Raw genomic sequence first — 23,822 nt, 5'->3', positions numbered from 1 at the left:
ACGCCTGCCGTCCGACAGCCCGGCATCCGATGCCCGACGGCGGTGTCCGACGGCGGTCTCCGGGCTGCCGGTGGCCGGGTCGCGGGTCATGCCCGCCTGGCGCGGTAGGCGCGCATCTTGGCGCGGGCACCGCACACCGACATGGAGCACCAGCGCCGCCGCCCCGCCGGGCTGCGGTCGTAGTACGCCCAACGGCAGTCCTCGGCCTCGCACACCTTGAGCCGGGCCCAGGTGCCGTCGGCCGCCGCCTCCGCGACGGCCTTCGCGACCCGGGCGGTCAGTCGGGCCGGTTCCTCGACGGGCCGCAGCGCGGCCGTTCCCCCCGCGTCCACGGTCACGCGCAGGGGCGCTGCGGCGAGGAGCCGGTCGAGTCCGAGCGTTCCCGCGCCCTCGGTCGGGCGGTGGCCCGCGTGGGCGAGACAGGCGGCGCGGAGCGCCTCGCGCAGGGCGCGGGCGTCCGGGACGTCCGATTCCGCGAGGTCGAAGGCGGCGCGCCCGGCGGCCGTGTCGAGCGTGTCCGCACCGGTCTCGACGTCCAGTGTGTTGACCAGGGCCTCGATCAGCGCGAGTCCGCCGGGCGCGGCGTCCTTCGCGCTCACGGTGCGGAATCCTTCGCGTTCATGGTTGCGACGTTACCTCCGTTGCGGCAGCATGCAGTGGCGGTTACCGGTTAAGCCGAGATAGCGGTAACAACCGAGGGTGACCGGCCGCCTTCAGCGGTGCCGAAACGCTTACGAGGAGGAACTGTCATGGCTGTCGCCACACTGGGTGCCGTCGTTCTGGACTGCCCCGACCCCGTCGCGCTCGCCGGCTTCTACGCCGGGCTGCTCGGCGGCACGGTCAAGGACGCCGAGGACGGCGACGACAGCTGGGTGGAGCTGACCGGGGCCGGGGGCGCGCTGCTCGCGTTCCAGGCGGCACCGGGTCACGTGCCGCCGCGGTGGCCGGGAGAGGACGGTGCGCAGCAGTTCCACCTGGACCTGACCGTGCCTGATCTGGACGCGGCGGAGCGTGAGGTGCTCGCCCTGGGCGCGACCGTGCTCGACGCGGAGGACCGGCAGCGGAGCTTCCGTGTGTACGCGGATCCCGCGGGGCACCCGTTCTGTCTGTGCAGGGGCTGACTGCCTGTCTGCGCAAAGGCTGACAGCCCGCACGGGCCGACTGCCTGTGCGCGGGCTGACGGGCCACCACGTCGTGCGTCGGCCGGCGACCCGTCTGCGCGGGGTCTGCGGCCCGGTCCCGTGACGACGAAGTGCGGGGCGCCCCCTGGGGACGCCCCGCACTCGACGGCTCCGGCCGCTCAGCCGGCCTGGGCCGCTGCGTCCAGCTGCGCGAGGGTGGCATGCGACGGGCCCCGGCGGGCGCCCAGGTCGCGCGCCACGGCCTCGGCGTCGCGCAGCACCCGTACCGCGTTGCGCCAGGTGAGCTTGGCGAGGTCGGCGGCGGACCAGCCGCGGCCGAGCAGTTCCGCGATCAGGTTGGGGTAACCGGAGACGTCCTGGAGGCCGTCCGGGAGGAAGGCCGTGCCGTCGTAGTCGCCGCCGATGCCGATGTGGTCGATCCCGGCGACCTCGCGCATGTGGTCGAGGTGGTCGGCGACGGTCGCCACGGTGGCCACCGGGCGCGGGTTGGCCGCCTCGAACGCGGCGTGCAGCTCCATGGCCCGCGCGCTGGTGTCGAGGTGGTGCAGGCCGTGGGCGCGCAGGTTCTCGTCCGCGGCTTCGGTCCAGGCGACGGCCTCCGGCAGGACGAACTTCGGTACGAAGGTGGCCATGGCGATGCCGCCGTTGGCCGGGAGTCGTTCGAGCACGTCGTCGGGGATGTTGCGCGGGTGGTCGCAGACCGCGCGCGAGGAGGAGTGCGAGAACATCACCGGCGCCACGGAGGTGTCGAGCGCGTCGCGCATCGTGGTGGCCGCCACGTGCGAGAGGTCGACGAGCATGCCGGTGCGGTTCATCTCCCGTACGACCTCGTGGCCGAACGGCGAGAGGCCGCCGACGCCCGGTTCGTCGGTCGCCGAGTCCGCCCACGCGATGTTGTCGTTGTGCGTGAGCGTCATGTACCGGACGCCGAGCGCGTACAGCCCTCGCAGGGTGCCGAGCGAGTTGTTGATGGAGTGGCCGCCCTCGGCGCCCATCAGGGAGGCGATGCGGCCCTCCGTCCGGGCCGCCTCCATGTCGTCGGCGGTCAGGGCGCGCCGCAGGTCGGCGGGGTGGCGGGCCAGCAGCTCGGTGACGACGTCGATCTGTTCGAGCGTGGCGCTGACGGCCTCGTCGCCCGCCATGTCGGATTGTACGTAGACCGACCAGAACTGGGCGCCGACGCCCCCGGCGCGCAGCCGGGGGATGTCGGTGTGCAGATGGGCGGACTGGTCGGTGGCGATGTCCCGGGCGTCCAGGTCGTAGCGGACCTGCTCGCGCAGCGCCCACGGCAGGTCGTTGTGACCGTCGACGACGGGGTGCTCGGCGAGGAGTTCCCTCGCCCGCTCCAGCCGCCTCTCGGTGGTCCGCTGCCCGGCGGACCGCCGCTCCTCCACGCTCCGCTGCTCCACGGCCGCCTACTTCCCGAAGCCGAAGGAGTCGGCGCCCTCGACCTTGGCGCGCAGCCGCTTGCCCTTCTCCGTCGCCTGGTCGTTCAACTCCTGCTGGAACTCGCGCATCCGCGCCAGCAGGTCGGCGTCGTGGGCGGCGAGGATGCGCGCGGCGAGCAGGCCCGCGTTGCGCGCGCCGCCGACGGAGACGGTCGCGACCGGGACGCCGGCGGGCATCTGGACGATGGAGAGCAGGCTGTCCATGCCGTCCAGGTACTTCAGCGGAACCGGCACCCCGATCACCGGCAGCGGGGTGACGGAGGCGAGCATGCCGGGCAGGTGGGCGGCGCCGCCCGCGCCCGCGACGATCGCCTTGATGCCCCGGTCGGCCGCCTGCTCGCCGTACGCGATCATCTCGCGCGGCATGCGGTGGGCGGAGACGACGTCGACCTCGTAGGGGATCTCGAACTCGTCGAGGGCCTTGGCCGCGGCCTCCATGACGGGCCAGTCGGAGTCCGAACCCATGACGATGCCGACGACCGGCGCGGCGGTGGCGGGAGAGGTCATTCGGTGATCGTTCCTCGCAGGTAGTCGGCAGCGTGCCGGGCGCGCTCTCGCACGTCCGCCAGGTCGTCGCCGTAGGTGTTGACGTGTCCGACCTTGCGGCCGGGCTTCACGTCCTTGCCGTACATGTGGATCTTGAGCTGCGGGTCACGGGCCATGCAGTGCAGGTACCCCTGGTACATGTCCGGGTAGTCGCCGCCGAGGACGTTGCACATGACTGTCCAGGTGGCGCGGGGGCGCGGATCGCCGAGCGGCAGGTCGAGGACGGCCCGCACGTGGTTGGCGAACTGGGAGGTGATCGCGCCGTCCTGGGTCCAGTGGCCGGAGTTGTGCGGGCGCATCGCGAGCTCGTTGACCAGGATGCGGCCGTCAGGCGTCTCGAAGAGTTCCACGGCCAGATGACCGACGACGCCGAGTTCGGCGGCGATCCGGAGCGCGAGCTGCTGGGCCTCGCCGGCCAGCCGCTCGTCCAGCTCGGGCGCCGGGGCGATGACCGTGTCGCAGACGCCGTCGACCTGGACCGACTCGACGACCGGGTAGGCGACGGCCTGGCCGTGCGGCGAGCGGACGATGTTGGCCGCCAGCTCCCGTACGAAGTCGACCTTCTCCTCGGCCAGGACCGGGACACCGGCCCGGAAGGGCTCAGCCGCCTCGGCCTCGGAGTGGACCACCCACACGCCCTTTCCGTCGTAACCGCCGCGCACGGTCTTGAGGACGACGGGGAAGCCGCCCACCCGTCGCCCACCACCGCCCTTGCCGGAGGGCACTTCGTGCCCGCCCCTTTCGAGCTCGGCCGCGAACGCCGCGACGTCCGCCGGGTCCGTCACGATGCGGTGGCGGGGGCAGGGCGCTCCGATCGCGTCGAGCTTCGCGCGCATCACCCCCTTGTCCTGGGCGTGCACCAGCGCGCCGGGGCCCGGCCGCACGGGTATGCCGTCCGCCTCCAGGGCCCGCAGGTGTTCGGTCGGTACGTGCTCGTGATCGAACGTGATCACGTCGCAACCGCGCGCGAAGGCGCGCAGCGTGTCCAGGTCGCGATAGTCGCCGACGACGACTTCGTTCACCACCTGGGCCGCCGAGTCCTGGGGGGTGTCACTGAGGAGCTTGAACTTGATGCCGAGGGGGATGCCCGCCTCGTGGGTCATACGGGCGAGCTGACCGCCACCGACCATGCCGACTACCGGGAACGTCACCCGTCCAGGGTATCCGGAGCCCCGGCGGCCGACCGACGACGGCCGCCGCGCCCCGACGGGCCGGGGGGCGCGCCCGCTCCCCCGAAGCCCCTCCCCGCCCGTTCCCGACCCCGCCGTTCCGTGTCCGTACCCGTGTCCGCCCGGGCCACGCCTGTCCAAGCATCCCCGGGCGCCCCGCGAAAGGGGTCGCTAGCATGACCGGGTTGACGTAACCGACGGACGGGCTGAGCGATCACCATGAGCGAACGGGGCGCACTGCGAGCCCGGCTGGATCAGCTGGCCCGGGAGGTCGCCAAGTTCGGCACGGTCGGCGCGCTCGGTCTGGTGGTCAACATCGCGGTGTCGAACCTGCTGTGGCGCACCACGGATCTTCAGGTCGTACGCGCCGGACTGCTGGCCACGTTCGTCGCCATCCTCTTCAACTACCTGGGCTTCCGCTACTGGACGTACCGGGACCGCGACAAGACCGGCCGCACCCGGGAGCTGACGCTCTTCCTGCTGTTCAGCGGCGTGGGCGCGGTCATCGAGAACGGCGTTCTGTACGTGGCGACGTACGGCTTCGGCTGGGACACCCCGTTCCAGAGCAATGTCTTCAAGATCCTCGGCATCGGCATCGCGACGCTGTTCCGTTTCTGGTCCTACCGGACGTGGGTCTTCAAGGCCCTGCCCGCGCCGGAACCCGCCGAGGCCGCGCTGGGCGCGGAGCGCCTGGAGGGCTTCCTGAAACAGGGACGACGCGCCGAGCGGGCGTCACGCGTCGAGGCGGAGTCGGTACGCCGCTGACGTCGCGGAACCGGTACGCCGTGTTCTCTTCCTACGCCGTCGGCCTCTCCGTACGGTTCGCCCCTCTTCGTTCGGCCCTCTTCGTTGGGCCCTTCGTACTGTTCAGCTCGTACTGTTCAGCGCACCGGGCGTTCCGGTTCCTGGCTCTTCAGGGCCACCCGGCTGAGGAACAGCGCGAAGACCGGCGGCTGTTGCTGGAGCAGTTCGAGCCGGCCGCCGTCCGCCTCCGCGAGGTCCCGCGCCACGGCGAGGCCGATCCCGGTGGAGTTGCGGCCGCTGATCGCCCGCTCGAAGATCCGGGCGCCCAGGTCGGACGGTACGCCCGGACCCTCGTCCGTCACCTCGATGACGACCTGGTTGCCGGTGACGCGGGTGCGCAGCGCGACCGTGCCGCCGCCGTGCATCAGCGAGTTCTCGATCAGCGCGGCCAGCACCTGGGCGACGGCGCCGGGGGTGCCGACGGCCCGCAGTCCCTGCTTTCCGGACCGGACGATGGCACGTCCCTCGCCCCGATAGGCCGGGCGCCACTCCTCGACCTGCTGCTTGACGACCTCGTCGAGGTCGAAGACGACAGCCGAGCCGGTACGCGGGTCGCGGGCGTTGGTCAGCAGCCGTTCCACCACGTCCGTGAGGCGCTCGACCTGTGCGAGAGCGATGTTCGCCTCCTCCTTCACCGTTTCCGGGTCGTCGGTGACGGAGATCTCCTCGATCCGCATGGAGAGCGCGGTCAACGGCGTACGGAGCTGATGCGAGGCATCGGCCGCCAGTCGGCGTTCCGCCGTCAGCATCCGGGCGATCCGCTCGGCCGAGGCGTCCAGGACATCGGCGACCCGGTCCAGCTCCGGCACCCCGTAGCGCTTGTGGCGCGGACGCGGGTCGCCGGAGCCCAGACGTTCGGCGGTCTCGGCGAGATCGGTCAGCGGCGAGGCCAGCCTGTTGGCCTGGCGTACGGCGAGGAGCACGGCCGACACGATGGCCAGCAGCGCCACCGCCCCGATGATCACCAGGGTGCGGCCGACCTCACTGGTGACGGCGGAGCTGGACTCCTCGACGGTGACGCGCTCACCGTGCGCCCCGTCCGCCCTGCCCGTGATCACGCTGCCGCTCGGGCGGGTGCCGACTTCGAGCGGGGCGCGGCCGGGGATCTCGACCAGTGCGTAGCGCCTGCCGGAAAGTTGCTGGGACAGAAGCTCCGGGTTGATCCGCTCGGCCCCCAGTATCCGGCTCTCGACGACGCTGATCAGCCGCAGCGCCTCGGAGTCGACGCTCTCCTGGGCGCTGTTGCTGATGGTTCGGCTCTCGACGATGACGAGGGAGACGCCGAAGACGGCGATCACCACGAGCACCACGGCGAGTGTGGAGTTGATCAGTCTTCGGCGCATGAGTGCCTCTGTGGGTCGGCTCGTCCCGGCATCTGTGGGTCAGTCGTCCCAGTCTCGGTTCGTTCCGGTACCGCTCGGTTCGTTCCGGTACTGGTTCGTCCCAGTATCAGCCCGTTCCGGCACCGGTTCGTTCAGTACCGGCTTCTTCTTCGAGTTGCGGGCGCCGGTCCTCCCCGGCCGGCCTCAGCTCCTCTCGAAGCGGAAGCCGACACCCCGGACGGTCGCGATGTAGCGGGGGTTGGCCGCGTCGTCGCCGAGCTTCTTGCGGAGCCAGGAGATGTGCATGTCGAGGGTCTTGGTCGACGACCACCAGGTGGTGTCCCATACCTCGCGCATCAACTGGTCGCGGGTGACGACCCGGCCGGCATCGCGGACCAGGACCCGCAGCAGGTCGAACTCCTTGGCCGTGAGCTGGAGTTCCTCGTCGCCCATCCACGCCCGGTGCGACTCGACGTCGATCCGGACGCCGTGGGTGGCGGGCTGCGGGGCGGGCTCGGCTGCGCCGCGGCGCAGCAGGGCCCGGACGCGGGCGAGCAGTTCGGCCAGCCGGAAGGGCTTGGTCACGTAGTCGTCGGCGCCCGCGTCCAGTCCGACGACGGTGTCCACCTCGTCGGCGCGGGCGGTCAGTACCAGGATCGGCACGGTGTGGCCCTCGGCACGGAGTCTGCGGGCGACTTCGAGGCCGTCCATCCCGGGCAGGCCCAGGTCGAGCACGACCAGGTCGATCCCGCCCTGGAGACCGGCGTCGAACGCGCTCGGACCGTCCTCGCGGACCTCGACCTCGTAACCCTCCCGACGCAGGGCGCGGGCCAGTGGCTCCGAGATGGACGCGTCATCCTCGGCGAGCAGTACACGGGTCATGCAGTGATGGTAGTCCGCGCGGGGCGGGTGTCGTGAGGTGATCGAACAGCCCCGCGAGGCCCGCCCGGAAAGCGGGCGAGAACCTTCGAATGTGCAGGGGTAATCCCGCCTCCGCCTGTGATCCATCTCTCAAGTCCTTCCATTTCGGACTCTGTCGTGGCGTATGGTGGCCCGAAGCCTGTTGCACGACTCAAGGACCCTTGGGCAGCTTTTAGTGCCGAGGGTCTCTTTTGTTCTGCCGGCTGGTACCCACCAGTCGTGACTTCAGTGAATGACCTGTGGCCGGGCCCGGAGCGACACATGCGCACCGGGCGTGGATCCCGATGCGGTCGGTCCCCGTCCCCGTCAGTCGGCTCCTCGACGAGTCCGATGCCGGGACGAATCCCAGTCAGGCGTGGGGTGGGCTCTCGGCCGGGTCGGTGCCGGCCTCCCCCCACCGGGCGCGTCACGCTCACGAGGCGTCGCGTCCCGAGCACGCAAGGATCGACCATGGCGTCCAGCCTGACGAAGGACCCGGCCAGTACTTCTGGATCCGAGAGGACCTTCTTCGGCCACCCACGCGGCCTGGCCACTCTCTTCATGACCGAGATGTGGGAGCGCTTCAGTTTCTACGGCATGCGGGCCCTGCTTCCGCTGTATCTGGTCTCCGGCTCCGGCCTGCACATGAGCGCGACCACGGCCACCGCGGTCTACTCCATCTACTTGGCGATGGTGTACCTGCTCGCCATGCCCGGCGGCTGGTTCGGCGACCGCGTCTGGGGTCCGCGCAGGACGGTGGTCGTCGCGGCCTCGGTCGTCATGGTGGGCCACCTCACTCTGGCCCTGCCGGGTTCCGGCTCGTTCTTCGCCGGTCTGGCGCTGGTCGCGCTCGGCTCCGGTCTGCTGAAGGCCAACATCTCGACGATGGTCGGCCACCTCTACGACGGCCCCGAGGACCCGCGCCGCGACGGCGGCTTCACCGTCTTCTACATGGGCATCAACCTCGGTGCCTTCGCCGCGCCGCTGATCATCGGCACGGTCGGCGAGAAGGTGAACTGGCACCTCGGGTTCGCCCTCGCCGCGGTCGGCATGGGGCTGGGCCTGGTCCAGTTCCTCATCGGTACGCGCCACCTGGACCCCCGCAGCAACGTCGTGCCGAAGCCGCTGTCGGCCGAGGAGCGGCGTTCGACGCTGCGCAAGGGCCTGCTGTGGCTGGTCGTCGCCGTCGTCTTCTACGGTGTGCTGGTCGCCACCGACGTGTACACGCTGAACTGGGCGCTCGTTCCGATCACCATCGCCGGTCTGGTCATCCCGGTCGCCGTGCTGGTGCGGATCAAGCGCGACCGGGAGCTGACGAAGACCGAGCAGTCGAAGATGTCCGGGTACATCTGGTTCTTCGTCGCCGCGGCCGTGTTCTGGATGATCTATGACCAGGGCGGTTCCACGCTCTCGCTCTTCGGTGAGTCGTCCACGACGAACAGCCTGCTGGGGCTGCACTTCCCGACGTCCTGGTACCAGACGATCAACCCCGTCATCATCATGGCGCTGGCCCCGGTCGTCGCCTGGATATGGCTGGCGCTGAACCGGCGGGGCAAGGAGCCGAGCACGGTCGTCAAGTTCGGCTCGGGTCTCTTCCTGGTCGGTGTCTCCTTCCTCGTCTTCATGCTGCCGCTGACCATGACGTCGGACGGCGACAAGGTCAGCCCGATGTGGCTGGTGTCGATCTACTTCCTGCAGACCGTCGGTGAGCTCTGCCTCTCCCCGGTCGGCCTGTCGGTCACCACGAAGATGGCTCCGGCGAAGTACGGCAGCCAGATGATGGGCGTCTGGTTCCTCGCCGTCACGGCGGGCGACTGCACCACCAGCCTGCTGTCCCTGGCGGGCGTCGACCTGAACAAGACCGGCGTGGTGGGGCTGGAGGCGGCCCTCGCGATCGTCGCGGGAATCTCCATCTGGATGTACCGCAAGAAGGTCTCTCAGCTCATGGGGGACGTGCGCTGACATCGCGACCGCGAGCCGTCGGACGGTGAAAGCCGTTTGACGGCGAGCACCGGTCGGCCACGAGATCCGTTCGGCGACGAGGGTCGTTCGGCGACGAGCACCCTCCCCTCACGAGGGCCGTCGCACCGCTGATGCCGGTGCGACGGCCCTCGCGTCGTAGGCCGCGACGACGCGCGTACGCGTATCGCCCGGCGAGGTCACGCCCGTCGCGCGGTCAGGCCCGTCGCCGGGTCATGTCCGTCGCGCCGTCACGCCCCGTGGCGCGGGGCGGCTCACCTCGTGCCGCGGAGCCTGCGCCACGGGGTGAAGGTGAACACGGCGCCGCCCAGCAGGATCGCCGTCCCCGCGACCAGACCGAGCGCCCGCAGCGTGCCCTGGTCCTCGGCCCCGGTCGCGGCCAGCCCACCGCCGGAACCCGCTGTGCCGGACGTGGTGCCGGTGGACCCCGAGGAGCCCGAGGTGGCCGAGCCGGAGACTCCGCCCTCCTGAGCCGTGGTGTCGAGTTCCAGCGACGGGGTCACCGAACCCTTGACCTTGCACGGGATGCTGATCTTCGAGGCGCCCAGCGTGACATCGATCGTCAGGGTGCCGGGGCTGAGCGTGGACTTCCCGGTGGCGCCAGGCTTGTACGTACCGGTCATGTCCGGCAGGTCGACCGGCTTCCCCTGCTCCAGCGGTTCCGCGTTGGCGGGCCCGGTGACCTTCACCGAGCCCTTGTCCGCGCCCCCGACGGTGACGTCCATGGAGGGCTTGAGCGCACCGGCGGGCAGCGCGGCCGGGCTGTCCATCACGCCCTTGGCGGTTTTGACCGTCAGCGCGTAGCCGGCGCCGCTCTTCTTGGCGCCGATCGTCACCTTGGAGGAGATGGCGGCGGGGCCGGGGGACGTGCAGGCGAACTGGACGGCGACTTCCTTGCCGGGGAAGTCCGTCTGTCCGCCGCCGCCACCGGAGCCCGAGGTGGTGGTGCCCCCGTCGGAGCCGCCCGCGGAGGACGTCCCGGAGGAGGTGCCGGAAGACGTCCCGGTGGAAGTGCCGGAGGATGTCGTGCCGCCCGCCGTGGTGGAGCCGGTGGTGGAACCACTCGTCGTACCGCTCGTGGTCCCGCCCGCCGTGGTGCCCGAGCCGCCGTCCGTGACGTTGATGGTCGCGCCCGGCCGCACCGCCTCCTTGGGGGCGCACTTGGTGTCCGTGGAGAGCGGCTTGGAGACGTTGATGTCGTACGCGTCCGGGGTGAGCGTGATCTCACCGGCCTTCTCCAGCTTCAGCGTGCCCTTCATGTCGGGCAGGATCATGGCGCTGTTCTTCGGGATCGGCGGGTTCTGACGCGGCCCCTCCATCCTCAGGGTGCCGGTGGCCGAGCCGCCCACCTTGACGGTGCCGGTCGGTTTGACCGTGTCCTTGTCCAGGTCGAGTATGTCGGGGTTCTTGGAGGCGGCCTGGACCGTCTTCCACACCACCTCGACCGTGTCCCCCACCTTGGCCTCGGCAGGCGCCGACAGTTGCACCACGGTGGTGCCCTGCACGGGCGGCAGCCCGGAGATGGCCGGGGGTATGCACTCCGTCTGGTACGAGATGTCGGCGGCCCGGGCCGGACCCGCGGCCATCAGCATGCCCGCGCCGCCGAGCATCATCGCGACTCCCGCCGCGACCGTTCTCCGTTGCGTACTCACGAATGTCCCTTCGTCGTCCGTGTGTTGCCTGACGGTGCGGAATCCGGTGTGAACCACGGCAGCGCCGCCGTGGTGGTGGGCGAGGAGTCCGAAGCGGACGCGGGCGCGTCCGTGGAGTTCGGCGCGGGACCCGGCGCGCGGCGCGCCCCTCGTCCACGCGTGGCCGCGGCGATCGCGCGCGCCTGGCGGCGGCGCCGGGAGCGGGCCGGGGGGCTCACGGCGCGGGGCCGTGCCTTGTCGACGATCGCCAAGCCGATCCGGAACACGGCGGCCGGCACCACGACGCACAGCAGGATCCAGAAAAGGGTGACGCCCCAGGGGCGGCCGACCCCCCACGGCTGCTCCGCCAGCACCTTGCCGCCGTACTCCAGCGAGATCTGGTAGTCGCCGTGGGCGCCCGCCGCCAGTTCGACCGGCAACTCGATCCGCGCCTTGCGGCCGGGCCCGACGGTGCCGCGCCACTCCCGTTCCTCCCACTCGGGGGCGAACACGCCGTGCGCGGTGCCGATCCGGAAGACCGGATCCTCGACCGGGGCGGTGCCGAGGTTGCCGACAGTGAAGACCAGACGCCGGGCGGGCGGTGCGCCGAACCAGGTGAGGATCCCGCTGTCCCCCTCCAGCCGGGTGGTGGCCAGCACCGCGAGCCTGCCGCCGGTCTCCTTCGGCAACGCGGCGACCGGGTGCCCGGCCACGACGAACACCGCGTCGGCGGTGGCCTGTTCACCGGTCACGGTGGCGACGTGCACCACGCACGGGCAGGGCACGGGCGGCTCGGCCACCGGCATCTTCTTGGTGAAGCCGCCGTCGGTTCCGGTGGTGACGGCACGTCCCTCGGTGTTGGCACACGAGTTGGTGCCGCCGATCACGCCGCGTTCCGGTGTGGACCGGCCACAGATCAGCAGCATCAGCAGTGCGCCGGGACGCCATCCGCTGCCCTTCACGGTGATGTCGCCGCCCTTGCCCGCCTGCCGCTGGGAGAGGGTGACCGCGGGTTTCGCCTCCGCCCTGCCGCTCGCTCCGGTGGCCGCGGAAGCAAGGGGGAGCACCAGCAGGACGGGCAGCAGCACGAGGAGAGCCACGGCGCCCCACCGGTGCCCGCCCCTCCGGTGGTGCCCAACTGTCGCCGGTCCGGCCCGTCCGGTCACGATTCCCCTCCCGTTCCCGTCTTCGTCAATGAGCGTGCGTCGCGAGCGCGTTGACCGCCCGGAGGCCGTCCGGGCGAACCGTCCTCGTGCGAGGCGGGATCCGGCGCGCCGCCGCCCGCCGACAGCCGTCCCAGGCCCCGCGTGCGCCGGTTCCCGCGTCGCCGCCGGTACGCGTACGCCGCCGCGGCGGCGACGGCCAGGAGCGACAGCGCCCCACCCGACAGCGGCGCCCAGGAGACGAAACGGGCGCGCGCCGACGCCTCGTCGTGCGCGCCGCCGGCCGCCGTGACGCGCAGCCGTACCGTCACCGAGTCGAGGGCCGGGGCGTCCCGCCACGGTTCGGTGAGCGTGACGCGCCGCCCGGGCGGCAGTTCCACCGGCAGCGTGCGGGCGCCGCGTCGCAGCAGCGCACCGAACACCCCGTCGGCGCTCACGGTGATCCGCGGGACCAGAACGGTGTTGCCGCGGTTGACCAGCGTGTAGCGGACGGCCTTCGCGGCCACGGTGACGTCCTCGACGGTGAGCGCCGCCAACGTCGGCCCGCCGACGCGCAGTCGCACCCGTACGCCCACCGAGCGGTCCCCGCTCTGCGCGACGATCGCGCCGGAGTGGTCACCCGGTGCGGCGCCCGTCGGCACCGTCACGGAGAACGGCACCTCGGCGCGGGTGCGGGCCGGCACGACCACCTTCGCGGCGGCGGTCCGCAGCCAGGCACCGGCGCCGGTGCCCGCCCCGGTTCCGGTGGCCTTCCCGCCGTCGCGCACCGTGCGGCCGCCGTCCTCGGCGTGGTACGCGTCGACGCCGCGCAGCCGTACGGTGACCGGGGCCGTACCGGGGTTGGTGACGGAGAGCCGGTCCTGCAGGACGGCTCCGGGCGGCCCCTCCAGGTAGAAGTACGGCCTGCCCCCGCTCCCCCCGGACCCGCCTGCCACGGGCCGCGCCGTCCAGGCGGCGGCACCCGGCGGCGCGGCCGGTGGTGCGGCAGGTGTGCGGGGTTGCGCACCGGCCACCGGGGCCGTGGCAAGGGTGAACAGCGTGAGGGCGAGGGCGAGTCGGGCGGCGTGGCCGGTCGACGACGGCATGGCGGCTCCCTGGTGCACGAGGGCGACTGGCTCGACCGGGCAGGGCCGCCAGGCCGTGCCCGGCGTCCTACGGCAGACGGCAGTTCGACGGCGGGGCCTAACGGCCGACGGCTCCCTGCCCGCGCCGGGTCAGCCAGAGCACCCCGGCGGCACCGGTCAGCAGCACGGTGCCGCCGAGCATGCCGAGCGCCATCGCCGAGTCGAGCGGCCCGGTCTTCGGCAACTGGCCACCGTCGTCCGAGGTGTTCCCCGTGCTGCCCGCCCCGCCCGTGCTGCCCGCGGCCGTCACATCGAGCCGGAGCGAGGGCCCGGGGCTGTTGGAGGGCGTGCAGGTCGTGGTCGTACCGAGCGCCTTGATGGTGAGCACACCGGCGGTGAAGTCGACCTTGCCGCTCTTCTTCGGGGTGTACGTGCCCGACAAGTCACCTATCTTGATCGGGGAGTTGGCGGCAATGGCCTCGGCGTTCGGCGGCCCGGAGACCCGTACCTCCCCCTGGTCGGCACCGCTCACCTCGATCACCGCGCTGGGGCTCATCGCCCCCTTGCCGAGTTCGACGGGGCTGGACGAGACGCCCTTCTGGAAGGACATCGTGAGCCGGTAACCGCCGCCGCTCTTCACGCCCTTGATGTCGATGGGGGACACGGCCCCCTTGTCACCGATCGGGGTCTTGCACCGGTAGTCGACGTCCACGACCGTGGCGTGGGCGGCGGGGGCGGCCATCAGCACCACCGTGCCCGCCAGCGCGGACGCCAGCGCGAGAGCTGTTCGCTTCTGGTAGGACACCTTGTCGTTCCCCTCATGCCGGAAGTCGCCACGCGTCTTCTTCGATGCGACGCGAGTTGCTGACGACACATCAGATGGGCGCTCAAGGTACGCCGGGCGCCTGACGGAGGGAAGACAAAGAGCGCGCCGATCCGGCGCGCTCTTTGAGTGCGGATGCGGGGCTCGCGCCCCGGGGGAGACTTGGTGGGCCTCCGGCGGCGTACGCCCCGTCACGGCGTCAGGCGGGGGCCGCCAGTTCCGCCCAGACCGTCTTGCCGGGCCGGCCCGGGACCCGTAGCACGCCCCAGTCCAGACAGAGCCGCTGGACGATGAACATGCCGTGCCCGCCCGGCCGTCCGGCCCGGTGCGGCGTGCGCGGCGCGGGCTGTCCGGCGCCCGCGTCGACGACCTCCACCCGCAACACCTTCGCCGCATGGGCGATACGGATCTCCTCCGGGCCCTCCGCGTGCAGGCAGGCGTTGGTGACGAGTTCGGAGACGACCAGCAGGACGTCCTCGGCCGCGGCCCGCCCGTCCGCGCTCGACGCGGGGAGCCAGCCCCATTCGTGGAGCGCCTGACGGGCGAAGTCACGAGCCGTCGGCACGACGCCGCCGACCCCCCGCAGCGGCAACGTACGCCACTGCCGCCCGGCCGCATCGGAGGAAGCCGCGCCGACGCCCGCGTCCGCGTCCACGCCGGCGCCCTCCGGCTCGCGGCCGAGGTCGCCCGGCGGATGCTGCCGGGTGGTGCTCATCAGCGCTTCACCTCACCGATTCACCATGTCGCCATCGAACAGTTACCAGTACCGAGCACGAGCGGTTGCAGCACGTACGGATACAGAGAAATACAGCACGTAGAAATACAGCACCTACGGCCGCAGCACCTACACGTATGCCGTACGCGCGGTCACATACCGCTCCATCAGGACTCTTCTGCCCGGCCGATTCGTGACAACACCCATTTCGTCCGCGCGAACCGCGTGACACGGGCAACACATGAATCCCCCCGAGGCCCCCGGGACACGCGTGACGGGGCGCGCGCCATGGAACGACACACCACGGGGCGACGCATCCCGGAACGGCACACCGCGCAGCCGCGACTCACGGAATGACGACCCTCGGGAAGACGGCCCTGGGGACAGACCCCGCGAAGACCGGCAGGACGGGAAGGACCGGCACGACAGGCCCCGCAGGGCCGACATACGGAAGAGCACGCCACGAGAAGACCGGCCGCGGAAGGACGTGTCACGAAACACACACCGTCGCCCCCCACCCCGCGGTCACGCGCCCAGGGCCGCATCCAGGGAGTCGTGGACGGTGAAGACCGCCTCGGCCCCGGTGATCTCGAAGACCCGCGCCACCACCGGCTGCATGCCGGCCAGATGGACCCCTCCCCCGGCCGCCTCCGCCTTGAGCCGGGCACCGAGCAGCACGTTGAGCCCGGTGGAATCACAGAATTCGAGTCGCGAACAGTCGATCACCAGACGCGCGCGCCCCTGCTCGACCGCGCTCTCCAGAGGTTCCCGCAGCAGATCGGCCGTGTGGTGATCCAGCTCACCCACCGGCGTCACGATCTCGCTGTCCTTTTCGGTACGGGTCTCGACCTGAAGCCGACCCCGGTTCGCACTGCCGACCGTCCCGCGGTCCATGCCCGTCCCTCTTCGCCGTTCGTCGCTGCCTGCGGTCACCGCTCGCATCTCCGCGTGCGCAGATTCGTCGTAGTCGTCGTCGACGCCCTTGAAACAGTACGCGTTCCGTACGCCACGTGGTAGCCGAAGACCTCAACAATTCGGACATATAGCATCATTTGGCGCTTGTAACTCTCTATCCGAACCGGGTAAGGGTAGAGGGACACCCCCCAACACGAACGGCTTCGGAGGCGCCGCTTCACCGCAGGAACACGTATGGGCATCGGCAGCCATATGCCGAGAACGATGGAGGAGACCATGTCACCCCGGCTCGACGAACCGCGTACCCCCGACGCGACGTCAGCACCTTCTGTGGGACTGACCCACTCAGACTCCCCTGCCGCGACCGCTACGGACGGCGCGCGCGACGGCAGCACCCGCACGACCACGGATGCCGTCGACGGCAGTGGAACCGACCGCGTCGACCACCGGTCCGCCGCCCCCCACCGCGTCACCGACGGTCTCGAAGGACTTCCCGAGATCCCCCCGTTCGACGAGGTGGAGCCACTGGATGCCAGGGCCCTGTCGAAAACGCTCTTCGAGCGGCTCGAATCCCTCGAAGAGGGCACCCACGAGTACTCGTACGTCCGCAATACCCTCGTCGAACTGAACCTGGCCCTGGTCAAGTTCGCCGCCTCCCGGTTCCGCTCACGCAGCGAACCGATGGAGGACATCATCCAGGTCGGCACCATCGGCCTGATCAAGGCGATCGACCGCTTCGAGCTCAGCCGGGGCGTGGAGTTCCCGACGTTCGCGATGCCGACCATCGTCGGCGAGATCAAGCGCTTCTTCCGCGACACCAGTTGGTCCGTGCGCGTACCACGCCGCCTTCAGGAGCTGCGGCTCGACCTGGCCAAGGCGGGCGACGAGCTCGCCCAGCAACTGGACCGCTCGCCCACCGTGGGCGAACTCGCCGACCGCCTCGGCATCACCCACGACGAGGTCGTCGAGGGCATGGCCGCGAGCAACGCGTACACCGCGAGCTCGCTGGACGCCAAGCCCGAGGAGGACGAGCACGAGGGCGCGCTGGCGGACCGCATCGGCTATGAGGACCACGGACTCGAAGGCATCGAGTACGTCGAGTCCCTGAAGCCGATGATCGCCTCGCTGCCGTGCCGCGACCGCAAGATCCTCTCGCTCCGGTTCGTCGCCAACATGACGCAGTCGGAGATCGGCGAGGAACTGGGCATCTCCCAGATGCATGTGTCGCGCCTGCTCTCCCGCACGCTGTCCAGGCTCCGGAAGGGCCTGACGCTGGAGGAGTGAGCGGGCACGTCACGCGTGCCCGCGCGGAGCACCGCTGCGGCCCCTTTGCGGAAGGACCCGCCCGTCGCCGGGCGGGTCCTTCCGCATGTCTGCCGACCTGGAACGTCCTCCCGCTCAGCGCTCCCCGGCCGAGGCTCTCGGCCCGAGGTCCCCGGCTCGGGCTCCTCGCCCGGACTGCTCGCCTCAGGTTTCCCGGCCCGGACTCATCGGCCCAGCTCCTCGGCCCCGGCTCCTCGGCTCAGACGACGCGTTCGCCGCGGCGCCAGACCGCGTGGGTCAGCGGGACGCCCGGCCGGTAGGCGAGGTGGACGTGGCTGGGAGCGTCGAGGAGGACCAGGTCGGCGCGGGCGCCGGGGGCGATGCGTCCGATGTCCGTACGGCGCAGCGCCGCCGCTCCGCCCGCCGTGGCGGACCACACGGCCTCGTCCGGCGTCATGCCCATGTCGCGCACCGCGAGGGCGATGCAGAAGGGCAGCGACGACGTGAACGACGAGCCGGGGTTGCAGTCGGTGGAGAGCGCGACGGTGGCCCCTGCGTCGAGGAGCCGGCGGGCGTCGGGCCAGGCGGCGCGGGTGGAGAACTCGGCGCCGGGCAGCAGGGTGGCGACGGTGTTCCCCTGGGCGAGGGCGTCGACGTCCGCGTCGGTGAGATGGGTGCAGTGGTCGGCGGAGGCGGCGTCGAGTTCGACGGCGAGCTGGACGCCGGGCCCGTGCCCGAGCTGGTTGGCGTGGACGCGGGGGTGCAGTCCCCTGGCCCGGCCCGCGGCGAGCACGGCCCGGGCCTGGTCGCCGTCGAAGGCGCCCCTCTCGCAGAAGACGTCGACCCAGCGGGCGTACGGGGCACAGGCGTCGAGCATCGCCCCGGTGACCAGGTCGACGTAGCCGGCCGGGTCGTCGGCGTAGTCCGCGGGGACGACGTGGGCACCGAGGAAGGTGACCTCCTCGGTGTGCCGGGCGGCGATGCGCAGCGCGCGGGCTTCGTCCTCGACGGTCAGGCCGTAGCCGGACTTGGTCTCGAAGGTGGTAGTGCCCTGGCGCAGCGCCTCGGCGAGGTAGCGGGCGACGTTGGCGGAGAGCTCGTCGTCGGTGGCGGCGCGGGTGGCGGCGACCGTGGTCCTGATGCCGCCCGCGCTGTAGGGGCGGCCGGACATCCGGGCGTTGAACTCCTCGGTGCGGTCGCCCGCGAACACGAGGTGGGAGTGGGAGTCGACGAAGCCGGGGATCATGGCCCGGCCGCCCGCGTCGACCACGTTGTCAGTGGCGGGTGCTTTGCTTGATCCACCGGTCCAGACGACCCGGTCGCCGTCGATGACGACGGCCGCGTCCTGGATCAGACCCAGGGGGGAATCCGTACCGAGGGAGGGGTCGTTGGTGACCAGGCCGGCGATGTGGGTGATGGCGGTCGTCGTCATCGGGCGACTGCTCTCCTTCTGTAGGGGTGTGCGGGGCGGCTCGTCGGGGGGTGTGCCGGGCGGGCGGGGGGCCGCGCGGGGCACTCGTCCGGCGGGGGTGGGGGGCGGCCCGCGTCGCGGTGCCGGGGGCGGTGGCGGTCCGGGGGGCGCCGCAGGCGGCGGGCCGGGGACCGCCACCGCCCCCGGAGCCATTGGCGATTTTGGGGGCGGTGGCCCGGGGCCCGTCGGAGGCGCTCCGGGAGCCGCCGTCCCCGGGGCCGCCGGGCTCAGAACCTGTCGGGCGACCTCTGATCGGGCGAAGGTCACCCGACGGGCTCTCAGCGGTGCAGTGCGGAGATCGCCGAGGCGAGCGCTCCGGGCACGTCCTCGACCAGGGTGTGGCGCCCGTCGCGGACGATGTGCCGGCCTGCCACGACCGTGTGCCGTACATCGGCGGCGGAGGCGGCGAATACGACCGCTTCGGCGGCCAGCCGTGGCACCGGTCCCGCCGTTCTGACGGAATCCAGGGCGACGGTCGTCAGATCGGCGGGGGCGCCGGGTTCGAGGACGCCCGCCCCGGGCCGACCGAGTGCGGCGTGTCCGTCGGCGGTCGCCGCACGCAGCAGGGCCGCCGCCGTCCAGTGGCCGCGGGTCCGGGTGCGCAGGCGTTCGTGGAGTTCCATCGCCCGGGCCTCCTCGAAGAGGTCGATCACGGCGTGGCTGTCGCTGCCGAGGGAGAGCGGCGAACCGGCCCGCTGAAGGGCGACGGCCGGGCCGATTCCGTCGGCGAGGTCGCGCTCCGTGGTGGGGCACATGCAGGTGCCTGTCCCCGAGGAGCCGAGGAGGGTGATGTCCTCGGCGGTGAGGTGGGTGTTGTGGATGCCGGTGGTACGGGGGCCGAGCACCCCGTGGTCGGCGAGGAGCCGGGTGGGGGTGCGTCCGTGGGCCGCGAGGCACGCCTCGTTCTCCGCGGGCTGTTCGGAGAGGTGGACGTGGAGCGGGGCCCGTCGTTCCTCGGCCCAGGCGGCCACGGTGGCGAGCTGCGCGGCGGGGACGGCGCGCACGGAGTGGACGGCCGCGCCGATCAGGGCGTGGTCGCCGCCCTTGAGGAGGGAGGCGCGTTCGGCCCAGGCGTCCGCGGTGGCGTCGGAGAACCGGAGCTGGTGCGGGTCGGGCCGCCGGTAGCGGTCGGGCCCGCTGTCGAACCCGGCGGCGAGATAGGCGGTGTCCAGCAGCGTGATCCGGATGCCGGCCTCGCCCGCCGCCGCGATCAGCGCCTCGCCCATCGCGTTGGGGTTGTCGTAGGGGGTGCCGCCCGGGGCGTGGTGCAGATAGTGGAATTCGCCGACGGCGGTGATGCCGGCCAGGGCCATTTCGGCGTACACGGCCCGGGCCAGGTCGAAGTACGAGTCGGGGGTGAGCCGGGAGGCGACCTGGTACATGGTCTCGCGCCAGGTCCAGAACGTGCCGGAGCCGACCTGGACGGTGGAGCGCAGGGCGCGGTGGAAGGCGTGCGAGTGGGTGTTGGCGAGCCCGGGGAGGGTGAGCCCGCGCAGCACGGTGGAGCCCGGCGGCGGGGCGGTGACGCCGGTGCGGACGTCCGCGACGACCCCGCCGGACACGTCCAGCGCCACATTCTGCTCGACGTGGGTGCCGAGCCAGGCGTGGGACAGCCAGTACGTCTCGGTGACGGGTCCGCCCGTCGGCTGCGTCGGCCGTGTCGTCAGCGGCACGCGAGACCCTCCAGTACGTCGGCGAGTGCGATCACCCCGGCCACGCAGTCGTCCTCGGCGGCGTGCTCGGCCGGCGAGTGCGAGATCCCGGTGGGGTTCCGTACGAACAGCATGGCGGTCGGGACCGAAGCGGACAAAATACCCGCATCGTGTCCGGCGCCGGTCCCGAGGACGGGCACGGCGCGACCGGCGTCGCGCGCGGGGCCGCCGCGCTCCGCGAGGATCTTCCCGATCTCGTCGCGCAGGGCGTGCTCGAACTCCACGACGGGCGTGAAGGACTCGCGTACGACGTCGAGGTCGATACCGGCCCGCTCGGCGTGGCCCCGGGCGGCGCGCTCGATGCCGTCGACCACGGCGTCCAGGCGGTCCTGGTCGGCGGCGCGGGAGTCGAGCCAGCCCCGGACGAGGGAGGGGATGGCGTTGACGCCGTTCGGCTCGACGGCGACCTTGCCGAACGTGGCGACGGCTCCGGCGAGTTCCGCCTCGCGGCGGGCGGCCAGCACGGTCTCGGCGTACGTGAGCATCGGGTCGCGCCGGTCGGCCAGCCGGGTGGTGCCGGCGTGGTTGGCCTCGCCCCGGAAGTCGAACCTCCAACGCCCGTGCGGCCAGATCGCGGAGGCGATGCCGACCGGGTCGCCGGTGAGGTCGAGGGCGCGCCCCTGCTCGACGTGGAGTTCGACGAACGCGCCGATACGGGCGAGCCGTTCGGGGTCGGGGCCGATGGTGCCGGGGTCGTGTCCGGCCGCCTCCATGGCCTGCGGCAGGCTGATGCCGTCGCCGTCGCGGAGCCGGTGCGCCGCCTCGACGGTCAACTGCCCGGCGCTGAGCCGGGAGCCCACGCAGGCGAGCCCGAAGCGGGCCCCTTCCTCGTCACCGAAGTTGGTGACGGCCACAGGCCGGGTGAACTGCGCTCCTCTGCGCCGGAGTTCATCGAGCGCGGCGAAGGAGGAGACGACACCGAGCGGCCCGTCGAAGGCGCCGCCGTCCGGCACGGAGTCGAGGTGCGAGCCGGTGACGACGGCGTCCCCGGCCAGCGGGTCGCCGAGCCAGGCCCACTGGTTGCCGTTGCGGTCGACCTCGTAGGTGAGCCCGCGCGCCTCGGCCTGGGCCCGGAACCAGGCACGGCACTCGGCGTCGGCGCCGGTCCAGGCGTAGCGGCGGTAGCCGCCGCTGTCCGGATGCCGGCCGACCGGCAGGAGTTCGCGCCACATGGCGTGGAACGACGAGTCGTCGCCTACGGCCGTGCCCGGCGCCCGCTGCACGGCCTCGCGCGCGCCTGCGCCCAGCCCCGCACCCGCACGGGGGTGCGCGCCGGCTTCGGCGCCGGGCGGGCGGTTCACTGGTCGCCCTCCGTCATCGGCACGCGCACGCCCTTCTCGGCGGCGACGGACTCCGCGATGTCGTATCCGGCGTCGACGTGCCGGATGACACCCATGCCCGGGTCGTTGGTGAGGACCCGGCGGATCTTCTCGCCCGCCAGCGGGGTGCCGTCGGCGACGGTCACCTGTCCGGCGTGGATGGAGCGGCCCATGCCGACCCCGCCACCGTGGTGCAGGGAGACCCAGGACGCGCCGGAGGCCACGTTGACCATGGCGTTCAGCAGCGGCCAGTCGGCGATCGCGTCGGAGCCGTCGAGCATGGCCTCGGTCTCGCGGTACGGGGAGGCCACCGAGCCGCAGTCGAGGTGATCGCGGCCGATCGCCAGCGGGGCGGCCAGTTCGCCGGAGGCGACCATGTCGTTGAACCGCTCGCCGGCCCGGTCGCGCTCGCCGTAGCCGAGCCAGCAGATCCGGGCGGGCAGTCCCTGGAAGTGGACGCGTTCACCGGCCATCGTGATCCAGCGGCGCAGCGACTCGTTCTCCGGGAAGAGGTCGAGGATCGCCTTGTCGGTCTTGTGGATGTCGGACGCCTCGCCGGACAGCGCGGCCCAGCGGAACGGGCCCTTGCCCTCGCAGAACAGCGGCCGGATGTAGGCCGGTACGAAGCCGGGGAACGCGAACGCCCGCTCGTAGCCCGCGAGTCGGGCCTCGCCCCGGATCGAGTTGCCGTAGTCGAAGACCTCGGCCCCGGCGTCCATGAACCCGACCATCGCCTCGACGTGCCGGGCCATCGACTCCCGGGCGCGCGTGGTGAAGCCCGCCGGGTCCTTGGCCGCGTACGAGGCCATGTCGTCGAAGTCGACGCCGATCGGCAGGTACGAGAGCGGGTCGTGCGCACTGGTCTGGTCGGTGACGATGTCGATCGGTGCGCCCTCGGCGAGCATGCGCGGCAGCAGCTCCGCCGCGTTGCCCAGCAGGCCGATGGAGAGCGGCCTGCGGGCGTCGCGGGCCTCGACGGCGAGCTGGAGCGCGTGTTCGAGGGAGTCGGCGCGCACGTCCAGGTAGCGGTGCTCGATCCGGCGCTCGATGGCGCGCGGGTCGCAGTCGATGCAGATCGCGACGCCGTCGTTCATGGTCACGGCGAGCGGCTGGGCGCCGCCCATGCCGCCGAGCCCCGCGGTGAGCGTGATGGTTCCGGCGAGCGTTCCGCCGAACTTCTTGGCGGCGACGGCGGCGAACGTCTCGTACGTGCCCTGGAGAATGCCCTGGGTGCCGATGTAGATCCACGATCCGGCGGTCATCTGGCCGTACATGGTGAGCCCGAGCGCCTCCAGGCGGCGGAACTCCTCCCAGTTCGCCCAGTCGCCCACCAGGTTGGAGTTGGCGATCAGTACGCGCGGCGCCCATTCGTGTGTCTGCATGACGCCGACCGGGCGCCCGGACTGGACGAGCATCGTCTCGTCCTGCTTGAGCGTCCGCAGCGTGCGCACCATCGCGTCGAACGAGCGCCAGTCACGGGCCGCCTTGCCGGTGCCGCCGTAGACGACGAGCTTGTCGGGATGCTCGGCGACCTCGGGATCCAGGTTGTTCTGGAGCATCCGGAGGGCGGCCTCCTGCTGCCATCCCAGGGCGCTCAGTTCCGTACCGCGCGGTGCCCGTACCGGTCGGGGTCCTGACATGGCGACGCCTCCTCGTGAATGTAAGCCTCCTATTCACATCCTGGTGTCCTGAATACTCGTAGTCAACAGTCCTCGCGTCGGCGGCACAACGGTCCGGCGGTCCGGCCCGAGGGGCGTGCGGCCTCAGTGGTGGCGCCGAGCCCCGCCGGGCCTGGCGTCGCCCGCCATCGGCCCGGTCGTCCGGTACTCCTCCACCTGCTTGCCCGCGGGCCGCCCGCGCTTCACCCGGTCGGTCCGCACCCAGTACAGGACGTCGTCCCGGCCCTCGCGCTGCCCGATCCGGAGGGCCTTGATCCAGAGCCCGGCGCCCGCCCCCGCGAGCACCAGCCCACCGGCTCCGGGCAGCAGGAACGCGCTCGCCACCGCCACGACGAACGCCCCGAGCAGCCACCACCGGTGCCGTCGCCGCCAGTCGCGTACGGTCACGGCCCGGTCCTGGAGGAAGTCGGACCGTCCGGCCCGGGTGGCGCCGCCGGCCAGTTGCGCGTAACGCCGACCGCGTACGAGCGCCACCGCGGCCGCCGTGATCAGGAACAGCGCCGCTCCGGCCAGCAACCCGATCCGCCGCCCGGTGACCCCGGGCACTGCGGCTCCGACGGCCGCGGCGAGCAGCCCCGACCACCACAGCGGCGCCGCCCCGGCCCGTACGACCACGGCCACTCTCGCCAACGACTGCGCTCCGCGCCCCACGTCCTTGCTCCTCTCGCTCACGGCTCCTTCTGGTCCCCCGGCCCGGAGGCTAGTGGCCGCGCATGAAGGGGGCCTGAGAAATCGCGAGGGCCGGCGGGGCGTCCG

General features: G+C 72.0%; 21 protein-coding genes. 4 read left to right on the top strand and 17 right to left on the bottom strand.

The genetic code is table 11. From position 1 onward, the window contains the following. Positions 1–86 precede the first annotated feature (86 nt). A complete protein-coding gene (locus tag ACGF2V_RS17280) occupies positions 87–599 on the bottom strand; it encodes a CGNR zinc finger domain-containing protein (protein ID WP_362618430.1) in 513 nt (170 codons plus the stop codon). A 150-nt stretch (positions 600–749) separates the two neighbouring features. Here ACGF2V_RS17280 and ACGF2V_RS17275 point away from each other — a divergent pair, with 150 nt between their 5' ends. Continuing rightward, entirely contained in the window at positions 750–1,121 is a 372-nt protein-coding gene (locus ACGF2V_RS17275) for a VOC family protein (protein ID WP_362618427.1), read from the top strand. A gap of 179 nt (positions 1,122–1,300) precedes the next feature. Here the strand turns inward: ACGF2V_RS17275 and ACGF2V_RS17270 are convergent, their stop codons facing one another. Genes ACGF2V_RS17270 through ACGF2V_RS17260 form a run of 3 tightly spaced genes read right to left on the bottom strand, consistent with a single transcriptional unit; the run spans position 1,301 to position 4,287 of the window. Continuing rightward, a complete protein-coding gene (locus ACGF2V_RS17270; RefSeq protein ID WP_389045581.1) occupies positions 1,301–2,551 on the bottom strand; it encodes a dipeptidase in 1,251 nt (416 codons plus the stop codon). Positions 2,552–2,557: 6 nt separating this feature from the next. After that, positions 2,558–3,097, bottom strand: a complete 540-nt coding sequence (purE, locus tag ACGF2V_RS17265; protein ID WP_362618424.1) for a 5-(carboxyamino)imidazole ribonucleotide mutase — start codon at positions 3,095–3,097, stop codon at positions 2,558–2,560. Next, a complete protein-coding gene (locus ACGF2V_RS17260; protein WP_362618422.1) occupies positions 3,094–4,287 on the bottom strand; it encodes a 5-(carboxyamino)imidazole ribonucleotide synthase in 1,194 nt (397 codons plus the stop codon). Before ACGF2V_RS17260 ends, purE begins: the two co-directional genes overlap by 4 nt. A gap of 237 nt (positions 4,288–4,524) precedes the next feature. On the opposite strand from ACGF2V_RS17260, the gene ACGF2V_RS17255 reads away from it, so the two are divergent. After that, positions 4,525–5,070 (top strand): GtrA family protein, encoded by a 546-nt coding sequence (locus ACGF2V_RS17255; protein WP_362618419.1) that lies wholly within the window; start codon positions 4,525–4,527, stop codon positions 5,068–5,070. A gap of 116 nt (positions 5,071–5,186) precedes the next feature. On the opposite strand, the gene ACGF2V_RS17250 is transcribed toward ACGF2V_RS17255, so the two are convergent. Together ACGF2V_RS17250 and ACGF2V_RS17245 are read right to left on the bottom strand one after the other, a co-directional pair. Beyond that, positions 5,187–6,452 carry an ATP-binding protein gene (locus ACGF2V_RS17250; protein ID WP_362618417.1) on the bottom strand — a complete coding sequence of 422 codons (1,266 nt, stop codon included), beginning with the start codon at positions 6,450–6,452 and terminating at the stop codon, positions 5,187–5,189. A gap of 183 nt (positions 6,453–6,635) precedes the next feature. Continuing rightward, positions 6,636–7,313, bottom strand: coding sequence for a response regulator transcription factor (locus tag ACGF2V_RS17245; protein WP_362618415.1), 678 nt, complete (start codon positions 7,311–7,313; stop codon positions 6,636–6,638). A 489-nt stretch (positions 7,314–7,802) separates the two neighbouring features. On the opposite strand from ACGF2V_RS17245, the gene ACGF2V_RS17240 reads away from it, so the two are divergent. Then, positions 7,803–9,293 (top strand): oligopeptide:H+ symporter, encoded by a 1,491-nt coding sequence (locus tag ACGF2V_RS17240; protein WP_362618412.1) that lies wholly within the window; start codon positions 7,803–7,805, stop codon positions 9,291–9,293. A 272-nt stretch (positions 9,294–9,565) separates the two neighbouring features. Here the strand turns inward: ACGF2V_RS17240 and ACGF2V_RS17235 are convergent, their stop codons facing one another. The 6 genes from ACGF2V_RS17235 to ACGF2V_RS17210 form a co-directional block, all read right to left on the bottom strand. Next, entirely contained in the window at positions 9,566–10,921 is a 1,356-nt protein-coding gene (locus ACGF2V_RS17235) for a hypothetical protein (RefSeq protein WP_362706816.1), read from the bottom strand. Positions 10,922–10,959: 38 nt separating this feature from the next. Beyond that, a complete protein-coding gene (locus ACGF2V_RS17230; RefSeq protein WP_392912489.1) occupies positions 10,960–12,042 on the bottom strand; it encodes a hypothetical protein in 1,083 nt (360 codons plus the stop codon). A gap of 62 nt (positions 12,043–12,104) precedes the next feature. Continuing rightward, entirely contained in the window at positions 12,105–13,190 is a 1,086-nt protein-coding gene (locus tag ACGF2V_RS17225; RefSeq protein WP_362706639.1) for a hypothetical protein, read from the bottom strand. A 97-nt stretch (positions 13,191–13,287) separates the two neighbouring features. Next, positions 13,288–13,974, bottom strand: coding sequence for a peptidase (locus ACGF2V_RS17220; protein WP_362706642.1), 687 nt, complete (start codon positions 13,972–13,974; stop codon positions 13,288–13,290). A 217-nt stretch (positions 13,975–14,191) separates the two neighbouring features. Next, positions 14,192–14,707, bottom strand: coding sequence for an ATP-binding protein (locus ACGF2V_RS17215; RefSeq protein WP_362618406.1), 516 nt, complete (start codon positions 14,705–14,707; stop codon positions 14,192–14,194). A 525-nt stretch (positions 14,708–15,232) separates the two neighbouring features. After that, positions 15,233–15,601 carry an STAS domain-containing protein gene (locus ACGF2V_RS17210; protein ID WP_362618403.1) on the bottom strand — a complete coding sequence of 123 codons (369 nt, stop codon included), beginning with the start codon at positions 15,599–15,601 and terminating at the stop codon, positions 15,233–15,235. A gap of 297 nt (positions 15,602–15,898) precedes the next feature. Between ACGF2V_RS17210 and ACGF2V_RS17205 the strand changes: the two genes are divergently transcribed. Then, positions 15,899–16,906 carry an RNA polymerase sigma factor SigF gene (locus tag ACGF2V_RS17205; protein ID WP_362618546.1) on the top strand — a complete coding sequence of 336 codons (1,008 nt, stop codon included), beginning with the start codon at positions 15,899–15,901 and terminating at the stop codon, positions 16,904–16,906. Positions 16,907–17,144: 238 nt separating this feature from the next. Here ACGF2V_RS17205 and hutI read toward each other — a convergent pair whose 3' ends face one another. From hutI to ACGF2V_RS17180, 5 genes are all read right to left on the bottom strand, one after another. Continuing rightward, complete coding sequence (gene hutI, locus ACGF2V_RS17200; protein ID WP_362618400.1) at positions 17,145–18,317, bottom strand: imidazolonepropionase; 1,173 nt, start codon at positions 18,315–18,317, stop codon at positions 17,145–17,147. 317 nt (positions 18,318–18,634) lie between these two features. Further along, positions 18,635–20,029, bottom strand: coding sequence for a formimidoylglutamate deiminase (locus ACGF2V_RS17195; protein WP_362706645.1), 1,395 nt, complete (start codon positions 20,027–20,029; stop codon positions 18,635–18,637). Then, on the bottom strand, positions 20,020–21,240 hold the full coding sequence (locus ACGF2V_RS17190) for an allantoate amidohydrolase (protein ID WP_362706820.1): 1,221 nt from the start codon (positions 21,238–21,240) through the stop codon (positions 20,020–20,022). Before ACGF2V_RS17190 ends, ACGF2V_RS17195 begins: the two co-directional genes overlap by 10 nt. A gap of 125 nt (positions 21,241–21,365) precedes the next feature. Further along, positions 21,366–23,027: a urocanate hydratase gene (hutU, locus tag ACGF2V_RS17185; RefSeq protein WP_362706648.1), complete on the bottom strand. Its 1,662-nt coding sequence runs from the start codon at positions 23,025–23,027 to the stop codon at positions 21,366–21,368. A 123-nt stretch (positions 23,028–23,150) separates the two neighbouring features. Beyond that, complete coding sequence (locus ACGF2V_RS17180) at positions 23,151–23,687, bottom strand: hypothetical protein (RefSeq protein ID WP_362706823.1); 537 nt, start codon at positions 23,685–23,687, stop codon at positions 23,151–23,153. Positions 23,688–23,822 lie beyond the last annotated feature (135 nt).

Source organism: Streptomyces sp. NPDC047982, assembly GCF_043204165.1.
Taxonomy (GTDB): domain Bacteria; phylum Actinomycetota; class Actinomycetes; order Streptomycetales; family Streptomycetaceae; genus Streptomyces.
The sequence above is the reverse complement of the archived record's forward strand: the minus strand, read 5'-3'. Positions and strand labels throughout refer to the sequence as shown.